Source organism: Arthrobacter crystallopoietes, from assembly GCF_017603825.1.
In the GTDB taxonomy this organism is placed as follows: Bacteria; Actinomycetota; Actinomycetes; order Actinomycetales; family Micrococcaceae; genus Crystallibacter; species Crystallibacter crystallopoietes_B.
Genome location: NZ_CP072014.1, coordinates 181,678 through 196,064, shown reverse-complemented (window position 1 = coordinate 196,064; position 14,387 = coordinate 181,678). Strand labels below are relative to the sequence as shown.

15 protein-coding genes are annotated in these 14,387 nt (G+C 64.2%); 7 read left to right on the top strand and 8 right to left on the bottom strand.

All coding sequences use genetic code 11. From position 1 onward, the window contains the following. Positions 1 to 4 precede the first annotated feature (4 nt). The 5 genes from J5251_RS01030 to J5251_RS01010 form a co-directional block, all read right to left on the bottom strand. Entirely contained in the window at positions 5 to 1,186 is a 1,182-nt protein-coding gene (locus J5251_RS01030) for an acyl-CoA dehydrogenase family protein (RefSeq protein WP_139004355.1), read from the bottom strand. Continuing rightward, positions 1,179 to 3,221, bottom strand: coding sequence for a 3-hydroxyacyl-CoA dehydrogenase NAD-binding domain-containing protein (locus J5251_RS01025; RefSeq protein ID WP_139004356.1), 2,043 nt, complete (start codon positions 3,219 to 3,221; stop codon positions 1,179 to 1,181). The genes J5251_RS01030 and J5251_RS01025 overlap by 8 nt, the downstream gene beginning before the upstream one ends. A 49-nt stretch (positions 3,222 to 3,270) precedes the next feature. Beyond that, complete coding sequence (locus J5251_RS01020; RefSeq protein ID WP_208574975.1) at positions 3,271 to 3,966, bottom strand: TetR/AcrR family transcriptional regulator; 696 nt, start codon at positions 3,964 to 3,966, stop codon at positions 3,271 to 3,273. A gap of 79 nt (positions 3,967 to 4,045) precedes the next feature. Then, entirely contained in the window at positions 4,046 to 4,633 is a 588-nt protein-coding gene (locus J5251_RS01015; RefSeq protein ID WP_139004358.1) for a hypothetical protein, read from the bottom strand. A 245-nt stretch (positions 4,634 to 4,878) separates the two neighbouring features. After that, complete coding sequence (locus J5251_RS01010; protein ID WP_279633606.1) at positions 4,879 to 5,721, bottom strand: IclR family transcriptional regulator; 843 nt, start codon at positions 5,719 to 5,721, stop codon at positions 4,879 to 4,881. 192 nt (positions 5,722 to 5,913) lie between these two features. Between J5251_RS01010 and J5251_RS01005 the strand changes: the two genes are divergently transcribed. From J5251_RS01005 to J5251_RS00995, 3 genes are read left to right on the top strand one after another with little or no spacing between them, the layout of a single operon-like run. Next, positions 5,914 to 6,852 carry an ABC transporter substrate-binding protein gene (locus tag J5251_RS01005; protein ID WP_244250747.1) on the top strand — a complete coding sequence of 313 codons (939 nt, stop codon included), beginning with the start codon at positions 5,914 to 5,916 and terminating at the stop codon, positions 6,850 to 6,852. A 9-nt stretch (positions 6,853 to 6,861) separates the two neighbouring features. After that, complete coding sequence (locus J5251_RS01000) at positions 6,862 to 8,070, top strand: cytochrome P450 (RefSeq protein ID WP_208574972.1); 1,209 nt, start codon at positions 6,862 to 6,864, stop codon at positions 8,068 to 8,070. 24 nt (positions 8,071 to 8,094) lie between these two features. Then, the gene (locus J5251_RS00995; protein WP_208574971.1) at positions 8,095 to 8,409 is read left to right on the top strand and encodes a 2Fe-2S iron-sulfur cluster-binding protein; all 315 of its coding nucleotides are present in this window, start codon (positions 8,095 to 8,097) and stop codon (positions 8,407 to 8,409) included. 275 nt (positions 8,410 to 8,684) lie between these two features. Here J5251_RS00995 and J5251_RS00990 read toward each other — a convergent pair whose 3' ends face one another. Then, a complete protein-coding gene (locus tag J5251_RS00990; RefSeq protein WP_139004363.1) occupies positions 8,685 to 8,912 on the bottom strand; it encodes a hypothetical protein in 228 nt (75 codons plus the stop codon). A 155-nt stretch (positions 8,913 to 9,067) separates the two neighbouring features. On the opposite strand from J5251_RS00990, the gene J5251_RS00985 reads away from it, so the two are divergent. The 4 genes from J5251_RS00985 to J5251_RS00970 all read left to right on the top strand — a co-directional run bounded on the left by J5251_RS00985 (position 9,068) and on the right by J5251_RS00970 (position 12,406). Then, complete coding sequence (locus J5251_RS00985; RefSeq protein WP_208574970.1) at positions 9,068 to 10,021, top strand: aldo/keto reductase; 954 nt, start codon at positions 9,068 to 9,070, stop codon at positions 10,019 to 10,021. A 189-nt stretch (positions 10,022 to 10,210) separates the two neighbouring features. After that, on the top strand, positions 10,211 to 10,585 hold the full coding sequence (locus J5251_RS00980) for a cupin domain-containing protein (RefSeq protein WP_208574969.1): 375 nt from the start codon (positions 10,211 to 10,213) through the stop codon (positions 10,583 to 10,585). A gap of 237 nt (positions 10,586 to 10,822) precedes the next feature. Continuing rightward, positions 10,823 to 11,290 carry a DUF3237 domain-containing protein gene (locus J5251_RS00975; protein ID WP_139004366.1) on the top strand — a complete coding sequence of 156 codons (468 nt, stop codon included), beginning with the start codon at positions 10,823 to 10,825 and terminating at the stop codon, positions 11,288 to 11,290. Positions 11,291 to 11,353: 63 nt separating this feature from the next. Next, positions 11,354 to 12,406: an alpha/beta hydrolase gene (locus J5251_RS00970; protein WP_139004367.1), complete on the top strand. Its 1,053-nt coding sequence runs from the start codon at positions 11,354 to 11,356 to the stop codon at positions 12,404 to 12,406. A gap of 15 nt (positions 12,407 to 12,421) precedes the next feature. Here J5251_RS00970 and J5251_RS00965 read toward each other — a convergent pair whose 3' ends face one another. Both J5251_RS00965 and J5251_RS00960 read right to left on the bottom strand, forming a co-directional pair. After that, positions 12,422 to 12,808 (bottom strand): RNA-binding S4 domain-containing protein, encoded by a 387-nt coding sequence (locus J5251_RS00965; RefSeq protein ID WP_208574968.1) that lies wholly within the window; start codon positions 12,806 to 12,808, stop codon positions 12,422 to 12,424. A 124-nt stretch (positions 12,809 to 12,932) separates the two neighbouring features. Then, entirely contained in the window at positions 12,933 to 14,339 is a 1,407-nt protein-coding gene (locus J5251_RS00960; protein ID WP_139004368.1) for an NAD-dependent succinate-semialdehyde dehydrogenase, read from the bottom strand. Positions 14,340 to 14,387 lie beyond the last annotated feature (48 nt).

Genomic DNA, 14,387 nt, shown 5'->3' with positions numbered 1-14,387 from the left:
GGGTTTAGGCGAAGGCGCTGTGGCCGGTGACCTCGCGGCCGATCAGCAGGGCCTGCACACTTTCGGTGCCCTCGTAGGTATGGATGGATTCGATGTCGAGCAGATGGCGGACCACATGATTCTCCAGCAAGATGCCGTTGCCTCCAAGCATGTCGCGTGCGATGGACGCCAGCTCGCGTGCCTTGCGGGTGTTGTGGTATTTCGCCATCGAGGCCTGCGTTGGCCGCAAGGCGCCGGCCGCGTCCAGTCCGGCCATGTGGACGCAGTGCAGCTGCATGCTGGTCAGCTCGGCGAGCATGTGGCTGAGCCGTTCCTGGACCAGCTGGAATTTGGCCAGCGGCTTGCCGAACTGCGTCCGCTGCTTGGCGTAGTTCAGCGCGGCCTCGTAGACAGCAGTGGCGTGGCCGAGCGCGGACCATGCCACGCCCAGCCGGGTAGCGACGAGCACGGTTGAAGCGTCCTTGAAGGTGCGGGTGCCGGGCAGTACGTCGTCCACCGGAATGCGGACATTTTCCAGCCGGATCCGGGCCTGGTAGATGGCCCGCAGCGAGGCTTTGCCGGTGATCGTCTCGGCCTCGTAGCCCGGGGTGTCCTGCCGAACCAGGAATCCGCGGACATTGCCTTGCTCGTCCCGCGCCCAGACGACCGTGACTCCGCCGACCGAGCCGTTGCCGATCCATTTCTTCTCGCCGTTCAGCACGAACTCATCGCCGTCGAGCACCGCGGTGGTCTCCAAAGAGACGGAGTCCGATCCGTGGTCCGGTTCTGTCAGGGCAAACGCACCGAACTCCTCACCGCGGGCGAGCGGGCCGAGCCACCGATCCTGCTGTTCCTGAGAACCGAAGTAGGCGATGGAACGCATGGCCAGCCCGCCCTGCACCGCGATTACCGTGCCAAGCGAGCCGTCGCCGCGGGAGACTTCCATGTTGACGAGGCCGGCGGCCAGGGGCGACATCGGCTCCTGCCCGGGGACATGCAGGCCGTCGGAGAGCAGGTCCAGTTCGCCCATGCGCTTGACCAGATGGAGGGGGTATTCCGCGCGGTCCCAGTAATCGTTCATCTGCGGCACCGCTTCATCGGTGAACGCCCGGGCTCGTTCCCAGACAGCTCTGTCCGCCGCGGATATGCCGTCGAAGACGCCGTAGTAGTCGGTGTCCAGGGGAGCGGAAACGTCGTAGTCAGGCACTGATGCTGTCCTTTGTGCTCGGGCTGCCCGCGCTGACGGGCCTCGGGTGGTGGGTGGTGCCGGCAAGCCGCTCAAGCAGCGGAGTCAATCCGCCGGTGTGGAAGGGGTAGTTGGCGCCGAGGATCATGCAGAGGTCGATTTGCTCCGGCCCGGCCACCACGTCCTCGGTGAGCATGTGCGTCACCTCGTCGGCCAGCGCCGCGATGATCCGGCTGCGCGCTTTGGCTGGGTCCACGCTGCGTGCCGCGGGCAGGAGGGCGCGGACCTCGGGCGGGACTTCGCCGTCGTGGTCAAGATAGCCGGGCAGGCCGGCATCGACAATGTTGTGCAGGGTATCGCTGAGCCGGAACCGGTGCGGAAAGGCGCTGTGCATGGTTTCGCAGATATGCTGCTGTACCACCGGACCGATAAAGCGCAGCAGCGCCAGCGGCCGCATCGGTAGCCCCAGCTGATCCAGAACCCGGTCGACGGCGGCAGGGTCACCTCCGTTGTCAATCAGCGCCAGCACCTCGCTGAACATTCTGGTCAGCAGGCGGTTGACCACAAATCCGGGAGCATCGGCGACCAAGACGGCAGTCTTGCCCAGCCGGGCGGCGAGCTCGAAGGCCGTGGCCAGGCTCGTCGGGTCCGTCTGCGGCGTCCGCACCAGCTCCAGCAGCGGCAAGACGGCCACCGGGTTGAAGAAGTGGAAACCGAGCAGACGCCCCGGATGCGTCAGGCGGGTGCCCATGGCTGCGATGGACAGCGATGAGGTGTTAGTCAGCAGCAGGGCATCCGGCCGCAGGATGGGCTCCAGCTCGGCAAAGACGTTCTGCTTCACTGCGAGATCTTCAAAGACGGCCTCGATCACCGCGTCGCAGGGAGCAAAATCCTGCTTGTCAGTGGTGAGGCTGATCAGTCCGCGGATCTGGGTGGCCGAGTCCTCGGTCAGTGTGCCGCGCTGCACCTGCTTGGCCAGCTGGGTATCGACCCAGTCCAGTGCTTTGTCCAGCTTTTCCACTGAAAGGTCCGTCATCAGCACCGGAACCCGCAGTTGCCGGGCGAAGACCAGCGCCAGCTGGCTGGCCATCAGGCCGGCGCCGATGACTCCGACGGAGGTTATCGGGCGGGGATCGACGGCCGGACGCCCCGCAGGGTTCCGGGCCAGTGACTGGGTGAGGCGGAAGGCGTAGATGCTGGCGCGGGCCTCGGGGGAGAGGACGAGCTCGCCGAAGGCGCGGACCACTGACTCGGGGGATGCTGCGTCTTGAACTGTACGGTCGATGAGTTCCAGTGCTCGGTAGGGTGCAGGCGCGGCGCCGTGGAGCCGGCTGTCCAGCTCGCGGCGGGCCGCTCTCAGCGCATCCGCCCAACCGGCCTGGCTCGGCTGCGGCCGGGGGACGGTCTTTTCGCCTGCGAGGATGGCAGTGGCCATGTCCAATGCGACGGCCAGGAATTCGGACTCAGCTACTACCGCGTCGACCAGTCCGGCGGCCTCCGCATCCCGTGCAGTGAGATTGCGGCCGGCCAGCGAATCGTGGACTACCAGCTTGGCCGTAGCTTCGGGTCCCATCAGCGACAGAGACAACGGAATCCCCGCCCAACCGGGGATCAACCCGAGCCGGACTTCAGGGAAGCCGAATGCGCGTACCGAGGATGCGGCGATGCGGTAGTCCGCGTGGAGGGCCAGTTCGAGGCCGCCGCCCAGCGCCGCACCGTTGAGCAACGCGAAGGTCGGTACCGGCATCGCTGCCAGCTTGGCTAAAACGTTCAGGCCCTGCCGGGCGATGCCTTCCGACTCTTCAGGAGTTCCGGCCTCCAATATGTTGTTCAAGTCGGCGCCGGCACAGAATACGGCGCCTGTCCCTGTCACGGTCACAGCATCGACATCGGAGAGTTCCACTGCGTCCAGGGCTGCGCCCAACTGCTCCAAGGCGGCCGGGCCGAGCGTGGCGGGCCGACCGCCGGGACCGGACAACGTGAGCAGGGCAAACCGAAAACCATGGTGCTCAAAGTGGGAAGTAACGACGTCGGAACCTGATGTGGGGGTAGTCACCGTAGAAGTATGCGATGAAACTCGGTGTCAGGTCAATAGAAACTCAGTTTCAGGAGTTGCTTCCCTGCAGTTTCTGCTGCAGCCGACGCGCGAGTTCCGCCGGTGGCAGGGACTTGGGAAACACTGCCACTACCACTTCCTCCTCGGCAGGGGGCCTTGCGTCGGCAGGCGCGAGCACGCCGTACAGGCGGCGCACATCATCGAGCGCAGCTTGCAGTTCCCCAACGTCAAGTTCTCTTTCGTTGCGCATCAGTTCACGGAGCAGATAGTTGTGCGTGCTGATTACCGTTGCCGCAAAACGTACGGCATCCAGCGGAGGCAGACCCGGGACGGAGTCGCGAAGGTGTTGGCCGAACAGGCGTTCATAGCGGAAGACCGTGACAAGTTCGCGATCACGCAAGGCCGGCACAGCGTTGACCACCTGATAGCGCTGCCGGGACGTTTCGACCTGCTTCGCAAAATGCTCGAAAACGATCGCAGCGGCCTGGCAGACCGCTTCCCACGGGTCGGTATGCTCCTGCGCCAGCAGCACCTCCGCCTGCTCCAGCAAGGTCTCGTGGTCAGCGAAGATGACGTCTTCCTTGGAACGGAATTGCCGGAAGAACTTGCTGCGCGAGATGCCCGCCGCCTGCGCAATCTCATCGACGCTGGTGGCCTCATAGCCTTGGCTGACAAAAAGCCCCAGCGCTGTCGAAGCGACGCCGGAGCGAAACTGCGCCTGTTCATCAGTGCTGTCATTGTCCATGGCCTTCACCATCAGGCTGCCCTGCTGCCGGCCGGAAACTCATCGCGAATCACCGTTCCACCGTACGGTACCGGCACGGTCACCGCAGGAAAGCGATGTACGTGGCGAAGATGCATAGACCGAGCACCCAGCCCACAACCACCTGCGGCCAAGTGTGGGCCAGCAATTGAACTCGGGACCATCCAACCGCCAGGGGAATCGCTGCCCAGAGGAGTCCCAAGGGCAGGGTGGCCGAGGCCAGCATAGCTCCCAGTATCGCAGCAACCGCGGCGTGCACGGATACCTTCCAGGCCAGATTTATCAGTAGGGAAGCAACCAGACCCAGCAGCACGGCGTAGATGAGCGAATGCAATGCCGGCGGTGCATGCATCAGGGTGAGCAGCCAGAGGCCAACCCCGATCGAGACGGCGGTCCCTGCCAGGATGGGAGTGCGCTGGGTCCGTGTTCCAATGTGGATGTCGCTGAGTTTTCCGCGCCGGGTCAACAAGACCACAACGCTGAAGGGCAGGAGCGTGACAAAAAACGCGGCCACGGCGGCCTGCGCCGCGGTCACCTCCGGCAGAGTGAACGGCGACGTCGCCAGCACCAGCGTCACCAGGACAGCAGGCGCGAAAATCTCGGTGATGACGCGTGCGATCCGGTGGATGCGTACAGGATTCCGGGACACCTTCCAGCCTAGCTGGATTGCCGGCTAATCGGCTGGCCGCTCAGCCGCCGTACGTGGAGCAAGGAGGCTTTTCCCAGGTGCTGACGGCCGGAAGGAATCGAAAGTGGCGGTCCTCGCCTGACAGCGACATCCTTACCCAACCACCTACGAAGTTCGACGCCGGCACTTACGAAAGTGCCGGCGTCGTCCTGTGAGATGGGCAGGCTTCCGGCCTGCCGTCGGAGTGCGGACGGAGCCGAACGGCCTTACCTGCCAGCGCGCGTTGGCCGCGGTGCCGTCGGCAGGTACTCCATGGAGTCTGCCGACGAATTCACGAGTTGGCGGAAGCGTCCTCCCGGGGCGGACTGCGGATCATTCGCGGGAGTGTAGGCCGCCAGCAGATCCTGGGTGATGGCGGCTGAAGCCCCTTGGATCAGGCGCACCAGGGGCACCGTCGGCGCATCGTCGTTCGGCACTACCACGCTGAGGCCTGCCACAATCGTGTCGTTAACCCCGCGCACCGGTACCGCGATGCCCCGGGCATCAGGATGGATGAAACCGTTGCCAATGGCAAAGCCATCATGGCGGATCTTCTGCAGGAGCTGGCGCAGGGCGACCGGCGACCGGACGGTTTGCTCCGTGTAGCGGAACAGCTCGCCAGAGAACACTTCGTCCTGGAACTCTTCATCGGCATGGGCCAGCAGGACGAGCCCGCTGCTGGAGGCGTGCAGCGGCAGCCGGCCGCCCACCAATGTCACGTTGACCACCGCATCGCGTGCGGAGAGGCGTTCGAGGAACAGCACCTCCTGACCCTCCAATATGCCCAACTGGGTGTGTTGGCGGACTCTGGATTGGACGGACTGAAGGTGCGGCATCGCGATCTCGCGCAGACCGAGCGCACCTGGGGTTCGGCAAGCGATCTCCCAAAGCCTTACCCCCAGCCGGTAGGTCTTGTCGGGTTGCCGCTCCAGCAGGCCGAAGTCCTCCATCTCGGCAACGATCCGGTGTGTTGTGGCCAGCGGCAAGCCGCTGCGCGCCGACAGCTGCGAGATGTTCAGAAAGACCGCATCGACGTCGAACGCTGTAAAGACCTGCATGATGCGGCTCAACGCCGATCGGCCGCCGGATGATCTGGCCAGAACTTTTTCCTTTCAAATGAAAGCAGGCTGTTCGGACCATTGTGTCATGGGTCATAGTCCTTTTACTGCCGGTCGCAACGTAGCGAACCGGGCTTGGGGAACGCGGGCTGATTTTGCCCAGTGACGAGAGGGAGTGCGATGGTTCAACGAAGAAGCATCAAAATGACAACGGTCGGCGCCGTATTGACGACGGCGGCGCTCGCCTTGAGCGCGTGCGGCGGCGGTGCTTCCGCCGGCTCGGGAGATGAGTCTGCCGAGCAACTTCAGCTAGGTTATTTTCCGCTTGTGCACACGTCCACCGCGGTCAACGCGGATGAATCCGGAATCTTCGCCGACAACGGGCTCGATGTTGAACTCGTTCCCACGCAGGGTGGGGCGGCTGCCATTCCGGCCCTGGTCTCCGGCAGCGTGGATCTGACCTATACGAACTACACGTCGGCGCTGCTGGCCGTCGAACAGGGCCTGCCTATCCGACTTGTCGCCGGTAACGACGTGGGCAAAGCCGACCACGGCATCTTCGTTGCGAAGGACTCAGGTATCGGAACGGTGGCGGATCTGAAGGGGAAGACCTTCGCGGTTAATAACCTGCAGAATATCGGCACTGTCGCCATCAACTCGCTACTTGAAGAAGCCGGTATGCAGACCTCCGATGTGAAGCTCGTGGAGATGCCGTATCCGGACATGCAGGCGGCCCTCGAGCGTGGCGCCGTAGACGCCATCTGGCAGGTGGAACCGTTCCAGGCCAGCGCCACGGCAGCAGGCTTGGTCAAGATTGGCGATCTGTTCACCGGCCCCGTCGCGGACATGCCGGTGGGTGGCTGGATCACCACCGAAAAGTTTGCGCAGGAGAATCCCGAGGCAATCGCTGCGTTCCAGGAATCTATCTCCGCCTCTGCTGAGGACCTGCAGGGCAACCGCGAGCGGCTGGGCGAGCTGGTGCCGACGTTCACCAAGGTGACGGCCGACGTCGTCGAAGCCATCGAGATGCCCCGGTTCCAGGGCGAATTGGATACCCAGCAGCTGCAGAAAACAGCAGACCTGATGTTTGAGTACAAGATCATAGACAGCGAACTGGACATCGCGTCCCTCGTCGCGGAGTAGGGAAGAACCTTGACTATCCAATCCACAGCGCAGGAAGTAACGGTCCTGGAGCTGGACCCATTTAGCGACGAGTTCCTGAACGATCCTTATGAGGCCCACGAGCAGATGCGTGAGGCTGGACCGGTGTTCTGGCTGGAGCGCTATCAGCTCTATGGAGTCGCCCGGCACGACGAAGTTTCCCAGGTCCTGGCCGACCATGAGACCTACGTGTCCTCCCGGGGCGTGGGTATCTCGGACTTCGCCAAGGAGAAGCCGTGGCGTCCGCCCAGCCTGTTGCTCGAGGCCGATCCGCCCCACCACACCAAAGCCCGTCACGTGGTCTCCCACATCATGACGCCGAAAGTGCTGCGCGGGCTCAAGGAAGGGTTCCAGGAACGCGCCGACGAACTGGTAGCACGAGTCGCTGCGGGGAAGGGCACGGTTGACGGTGTGGCCGACCTCGCCGAGGCCTTCCCGCTGGAGGTTTTTCCGGACTTCATCGGGTTGCCCAAGGACGGTCGCGAGAACTTGCTGCCCTACGGCTCGATGGTCTTCAATACCTTCGGTCCTCGGAACAGCCACTTCGAGCGCGCCATGGAACGAGGCGCCAAGGCCCAGGCCTGGATTATGGAACAGTGCCAGCCGGGTGCGCCCGCACCGGACGGGCTCGGAGCGAAAATCCACGCGGCGGCTGCCGAAGCGGGTTACGACGAAGTGGACCAAGCCAAGTTGCTGCGCTCCTTCCTCTCCGCCGGCGTAGACACCACCGTCCACGGGATCGGCAACGCCCTGCAGTGCCTGGCCGAAAACCCGGAGCAGTTCGGCTACCTGCGCGAGGACCCGTCCCTGGCCCGTGCGGCCTTTGAAGAAACGGTCCGCTACTCGTCGCCGGTCCAGACCTTCTTCCGCACCACCAACAAGGATGCCGAGCTCGCCGGCATCAGAATTCCGGAGGGATCCAAGGTCCTGATGTTCCTCGCGGCGGCAAACCGCGATCCGCGCCAATGGGAGAACCCGGCAAGCTTCGACATCCGGCGCAAGGCAGCCGGGCACGTGGGCTTCGGATTCGGCGTTCACGCCTGCCTGGGCCAGATGCTGGCCCGGTTGGAAGGCGAGTGCTTCCTGACGGCCCTTGCCCGCAACGTTGGAAAGCTTGAGCTCGCCGGTGAACCCGTCCAGCAGTTGAACAACACCCTGCGCGGGCTGGACAGCCTGCCGCTGCGCCTGACGGCGGCCTGAAAACCTAGGACAAGGAGCGACACCGTGCCGAAGATTACCTACATTTTGCCCGATGGACTGGAGACAGTACTGGATGCGGAGCCGGGCACCAGCGTGATGCGCACCGCGGTTTCCCACGGAGTGCCGGGCATCGTCGCCGAATGCGGCGGCAACGCCATGTGCGCCACCTGCCATGTCTACGTCGAAACAGAGGCTGCGGAAGGGCTGCCCGCCGTCAGCGACGTGGAGGACGAGATGCTGGACTGCACCGCCTCCGAGCGCTGCGCCAACAGCCGGCTTTCCTGCCAGCTGCATGTTTCGGAGGACATCACCGTCCGCCTTCCCGAAACACAGGTCTGAGCTCAGGGCCGGTGCGAGAGGTTCCGCTGGGAGGGAAAACGACGTAGGTTGAAGAAACGGTTCGGCGGCACTCGGAGGGACGTGACTGTGGCAGACGAACAGCGGGAAAGTGTTTCAGAGAACGGGCCGCGGAGCTGTCCTTTCTGCGGCGCGGAACTGCGCGGGCTCGACGAGAGCCAGTGGCCGGCGGAAGGCCCGGTCCCCGAGGGGACTCTGGGCGTCTACCTGTGTGAAGGGCAGCACAGGGTGATCGTGGCGCCGCCCGCAGTCCAGGGCTAGATCTCTTCGCCGGTGTGCCGGTCCTTGATGATCCGGTCGATCTCATCGCGTAGGGTGACAGCGTCTTCCAGATTGAGCTTGAGACTGTCACCGGTCTCAACCCAGCCGATGCTCAGCACTTCGTCGCCGGAGATGCCGGTGATCCCGACAGTCAGCGCCCGGCCGCCGAGTCTGCTCACATCGCCGATAACCATATCGCCGGCGTCGTCTTTGGCAATTTCCATCGTTCGCTCCTCTGTTCGTGGAAGACTTCGCAGCAGCGCTCCCGCTTCTACTATTGCCGGTTTACCGCACACCCCGCTAGGGGCGTTCCGGCACAGGAGTGTCGCGGCAGCCCGCCGTCGCACGCCGTATTGCCTCGCCGAGGGAAGGAATTCCAATGAACGACGCCGGTTCCCGCCTGATTTTCGGCTGCATGGGTTTGGGCGGCGGCTGGGGTTCCGGACCGTTGGAAGCCGGCGATATAGCGGCGGCCAACACGGCCGTTGATGCGGCATTGGAAGCTGGCATCACGGTCTTTGACCATGCCGACATCTACGCCCATGGCAAGGCTGAAGAAGCCTTCGGCCGTGTCCTCACCGACAGACCGGAGCTGCGCGAGGGGATCCAACTGCAGACCAAATGCGGTATACGACTCCCGGCCACCGGCCGCATCGGGCAGTATGACTCCTCCCGGGAAACGGTCATCGCCCGGGTGGAGGAGAGCCTGGAGCGGCTGGGCACGGACCGGATCGATGTACTGCTGATCCATCGTCCTGACCCGCTCGCGCATCCGGAGGAAATCGCCTCCGCCTTCCAGCAGCTCAAGGACGATGGCAAGGTGCTGCGGTTGGGCGTTTCCAATATGTCCGCAGGCCAGATGCGCTGGCTCCAGTCGGCCCTGCCGCACCCACTTGCGGCCAACCAGTTGGAGATGAGCCTTCACCGCAGCGGGTGGCTCGAGTCCGGCGTACTTGTCAATCACTCCGAAGCCACCGAGATCGGATTCCCGCACGGCACCCTTGAGTATTGCCAAGCGAACGACGTGGAACTGCAAGCCTGGGGCGCGCTGGCGCAAGGCCGCTACAGCGGGGCGGCCGGGACGGCGGAAACCGGCCCGGACGCGGCAACCGCAGCCTTGGTCACCGAACTCGCGGAGGACAAGGACTGTTCACCCGAGGCCGTGGTGCTGGGCTGGCTGATGCGGCATCCTGCCCGCATCAGACCGGTGGTCGGTACCAGCAACCCGAAGCGGATCAGGGCCTGCGCTCAAGCCGAACCGGTCGCTGCAGCCATGACGCGGGACGAGTGGTATTCCCTGTGGGTGGCTGCCCGGGGACGCGCACTTCCATAAATGGTGGGATGCGCGGGCTCTCGACAAGCTGAGCCGATCGGAGGAAGGTGGGAGGTGCAAATTTGTGCCAAGATCCCCTTTCGCCGAGACATCCATCAGTGGCGTAAGGGGCAGACCGCTTCCGGAGTGGCTTGAGCCGGGTTGCCCGGAGGGAACGTCTACGGCTCGCCTATTCCGCAGGAGCAGAAAATGGCTACCAATGTTGTATCCCAACTTGCCTCACGGTCCTTTGACGATCCGGATGAGAAACGCCGTCCCGATAAGACACAGGTCGACGTGGTCACGGTCAGTGACTACACCATGGCGAGGTTCCGGTTCGAATCGGGATGGCGCTGGTCCGAGTGCATCAAACCCGTGGTGAAAACCGATTCCTGCCAGGTCAGCCACGTGGGCTTGTGTACCGGCGGGTCGCTGACTGTTGAGCTGAGCGATGGAACTCGTGCCACGGTGAAGGCCGGTGACTCCTATGCCATACCTCCGGGCCACGATGCCTGGGTTGAGGGCAACGAGCCGTTCGTCGGCTACGAATTCCTGAGCGCGGCCGAGTACGCGAAGGAGGCCTGAGCCCCCGGCTGCCAACAATGACGGCGTCGCCTCACCTTGTTGAGGCGTCGCCGCTGCAGGGGGAAAGAGAAAGGCGCCGGCCGGTCTGGAGGTTGGGGGAAAACTCCGACCGGCCGACGCCGCATCACTCGCACCTTTATGAGGTGCTTTCACACTAAGGGCCCAAGTTGTTCATTGACCGTGAGTAACCTGTGCGTTGGCTGAGTATCTCTTTGCGGCCTTGGTATCGTCTCTTCCATGACCACTCCCCAGAACCCTGGCCTGACCTTCCTTGCCACTATCGACGTCGCCGTCGGCCAACCGATCGAGGTCGGCGAAACTGCGGAGGGGCACCGGCGGATCATTCCCATCATCGGCGGCACTGTGCAGGGCCCGGCGCTGAACGGCAAGGTGCTTCCGGCCGGCGCGGACTTCCAGGTCCTTAGGTCCGAGACGCTCACCGAGCTGCAAGCGCAGTACGCCATCGAGACCGACGACGGCGACCGCATCTATGTCTCGAACTTCGGCTTGCGCTCGGGCTCGGCCGAAGATATTGCCGCGCTGGTCCGGGGCGAGTCGGTGCCGCCGGAGCGGATCTATTTCCGCTGCAGCCCGCAGCTGAGCTCGGCCGGGGAACAATGGGCGTGGCTTGGATCCAAGATCATCATCGGCACGGGGGAGCGTCATCCGGAAGCCGTCCGCCTGCATCTTTTTGTGGTGGAGTAGCCGGGGCATTATCCGCTCGTTACAAGTGCTATCCGGCGGCCCGGGCCTCGTTCATAATGAAGCATGAGCGCCGACGAACTCTCCCTCGAGGCGACCTTGGTCCGACGAATGCCGCCCGGGTTAAGGGTTCTCGCCGTCGTCGCCGGTGTTCTGGGTGCACTGGTGGTGTCGCTGTTTTCCTGGAGCCTGGTCAGCCCCAAACCCGCTGTGCTGCTGATCCGGACCGTGTTCGACCGGAACTGGCGCCGGGTCTCGCGGGAAATGGCCAAGCACGTGCCGGAGGGCATTTCGGAGGTTCTGCATGAGCAGTATTTGGACAGCAGCGACCATGCCTACCTGGACGTTTACTATCCGGATCGTGCCGGCACAGCCCGGGGTCTGCCGACCATCGTCTGGCTTCATGGCGGGGCATGGGTTTCCGGGAGCAAGGAGGACGTGGCCAACTACCTGCGGATTCTCGCTTCCTACGGCTTTACCACGGTCGGTGTCGGTTATTCCCTGGCGCAGGCGCAGAAATACCCCGAACCCGTCCGCCAAGCCGCTGCCGCCCTGACCTATCTGCAGCAGCATGCAGAACGGCTGCGGGTGGACGAGGAACGGCTGGTGCTGGCTGGCGATTCCGCCGGAGCCCAGATTGCCGCGCAACTTGCGCTGCTGATTACCGATGCCGACTACGCTGCCAAGCTGGGCATCCCCGCTCCCATCCGGTTGGCGGAACTTCGTGCGGTGCTGCTGCATTGCGGCGGATACGATCTGTCCATCAAGAGCGCCAAGGGCGGCATGGGCAACGGCTTTCTGCGGACAGTGATGTGGGCCTACACCGGTTCCCGGAACTACCTGGCCATGCCGCAGGTGGACCTTGCATCCATCACCGGCCGCGTGGGAGCGGACTTCCCGCCCGCGTTCGTGACTGCCGGCAACGCGGATCCGCTGCTGCCGCATTCCCTCGCACTTGCCGAAGCGCTCAGCGACCAAGGGGCCGACGTCGAGACCTTGTTTTTCCCGGCCGGGTACGAGCCCGCACTCGGCCACGAATACCAGTTCAAGCTGGATAGCAGGGCCGCGCAGCTCGTCCTGTCCAGGAGTGTGGACTTCCTGCGGCGCAAGACGCTCTGAGGTGTCCTGCGGCGCTCAGCCGCGCAGGCCGCGCAGCCGCTCCAGCTCGCGGCGGTCCTTCTTGGTAGGTCGCCCGGTGCCGCGGTCCCGCTGCGGGATGCCAAGCGAGGGCGTGGGCGGCCGTTCCGGCGTGTGGTCGGTATAGCAGTGCGAGGCGGCCTCGGCGCCAACCCGCTTGGCGATCAGTTGCCGGACTTCGAGAATGCGTTCGTAGCCCGGCTGGCGCACCCGCAGGGTATCGCCGGGCACCACGGCCTGCGACGCCTTGGCCGGATTCCCGTTCAGCCGCACACGCCCGGCCCGGCAAGCCGCCGTAGCGGCGGAGCGGGTTTTGTAAGCGCGGATGGCCCACAGCCAGGCGTCGATGCGTACTGACTTCGGACTGCTTGTCGGGATGCTCATGATGGTCACTCAGTTTATCGGACGCCGAAAAGGCCGGAAGCAGCAACGTACGACGCCGGCACTTGGGCGGGTTTTTCGGCTCACCCATGTGCCGACGTCGTACTCTATTTGCCTGCTGACGGCGTCAGCCGGCGATGTAGAAGAGCCGCTTGTTGACGAATTCGTCCATGCCGAGCGGGCCGAGTTCGCGGCCGAAGCCGGAGCGCTTGACGCCGCCGAACGGAATGTCCGCGCCCTCGCCGACGCCGTTGACGTTGGCCATGCCGACCTCCAGACGCTGGGCGATCTTGCGGGCGCGTTCCTCGTCGGTGGAGAAGACCGCACCGCCGAGGCCGTAGTCCGTGTCGTTGGCCAGGGCAATGGCCTCCTCGTCGCTGGAGACCTTGTACACCACGGCGACCGGGCCGAAGAGTTCTTCCTTGTAGGCGCGCATTTCCTTGGTCACGCCGGTCAGGACCGTGGGCTCCAGGTAGGAGCCCGGACCGTCGACCAGCTTGCCGCCGGCGTGGACTGTGGCGCCCTTGTTCACCGCGTCCTTCAGTTGCTCGGCCAAGCCTTCCGCCGCGGCTCGGGAGGAAAGTGGTCCGAACGTGTTTTCGTTGCCCTCGGCCGGGTTGCCGGGCCGCATGTTCTTGGCACGCTCGGTCAGTTCGGCGACGAAGTCGTCATAGATGTCCTCCATGACGATCATGCGCTTGTTCGAGTTGCAGGCCTGGCCGGTGTTTTCCATCCGGGTTTCCCAGGCCTGATCCGCGGCCGCCTTGATATCGGCCGCGTCCAGGACCACATACGGGTCGGAGCCGCCAAGTTCGAGGACGGCCTTCTTGAGGTTGCGCCCGGCGATCTCGCCGATGGCAGCACCGGCCCGCTCCGAACCTGTGAGGGAGACGCCCTGGATACGCGGGTCGGCAATGATTTCCGCGATCTGGTCATGCGTGGCGAAGACGTTGACGTAGGCGCCCTTGGGCAAGCCGGCGTCGTCCATGATCTTCTGGATGGCCAGCGCGGACTTCGGGCAGTTCTCCGCGTGCTTGAGGACGATGGTGTTGCCGAGCATCAGGTTCGGCGCGGCAAAGCGGGCCACCTGGTAGTACGGGTAGTTCCACGGCATGATGCCCAGCAGCGGGCCGACCGGCAGCTTCTGGATCATGGCGCGGCCGCCGCCGATGGCCTTGATCTCCTGGTCCGCCGCGAGGCTCGGGCCCTCGGTGGCGAAGTAGTTGAATATGTCCGTGCAGAACTCTGCCTCGTCCTTGGACTCGGAGATGGGCTTGCCCATTTCTTCGGTAATGATGGCAGCGAGGTCATCGGCCCGCTCGGTGAACAGCTCCGCGATACGGGAAACCACCTTGGCGCGCTCGGCGATCGGCACGTCCTTCCAGGACTGGAAGGCTTCCTGGGCAGCCGCGAGGGCGTCCTGGATATCCGCGTCTGTGGCAGTGGGAAATTCTTCAACCACCTCGCCGGTAGCGGGATTCAGTACCCGGTAAGCGGTCTTCGTGGATGAGGCGGTATTGGTCGTAGCGGTCACGGCCAGTGCTCCTATCTGATCAACGGCACGCCGGAAACCACATTATTT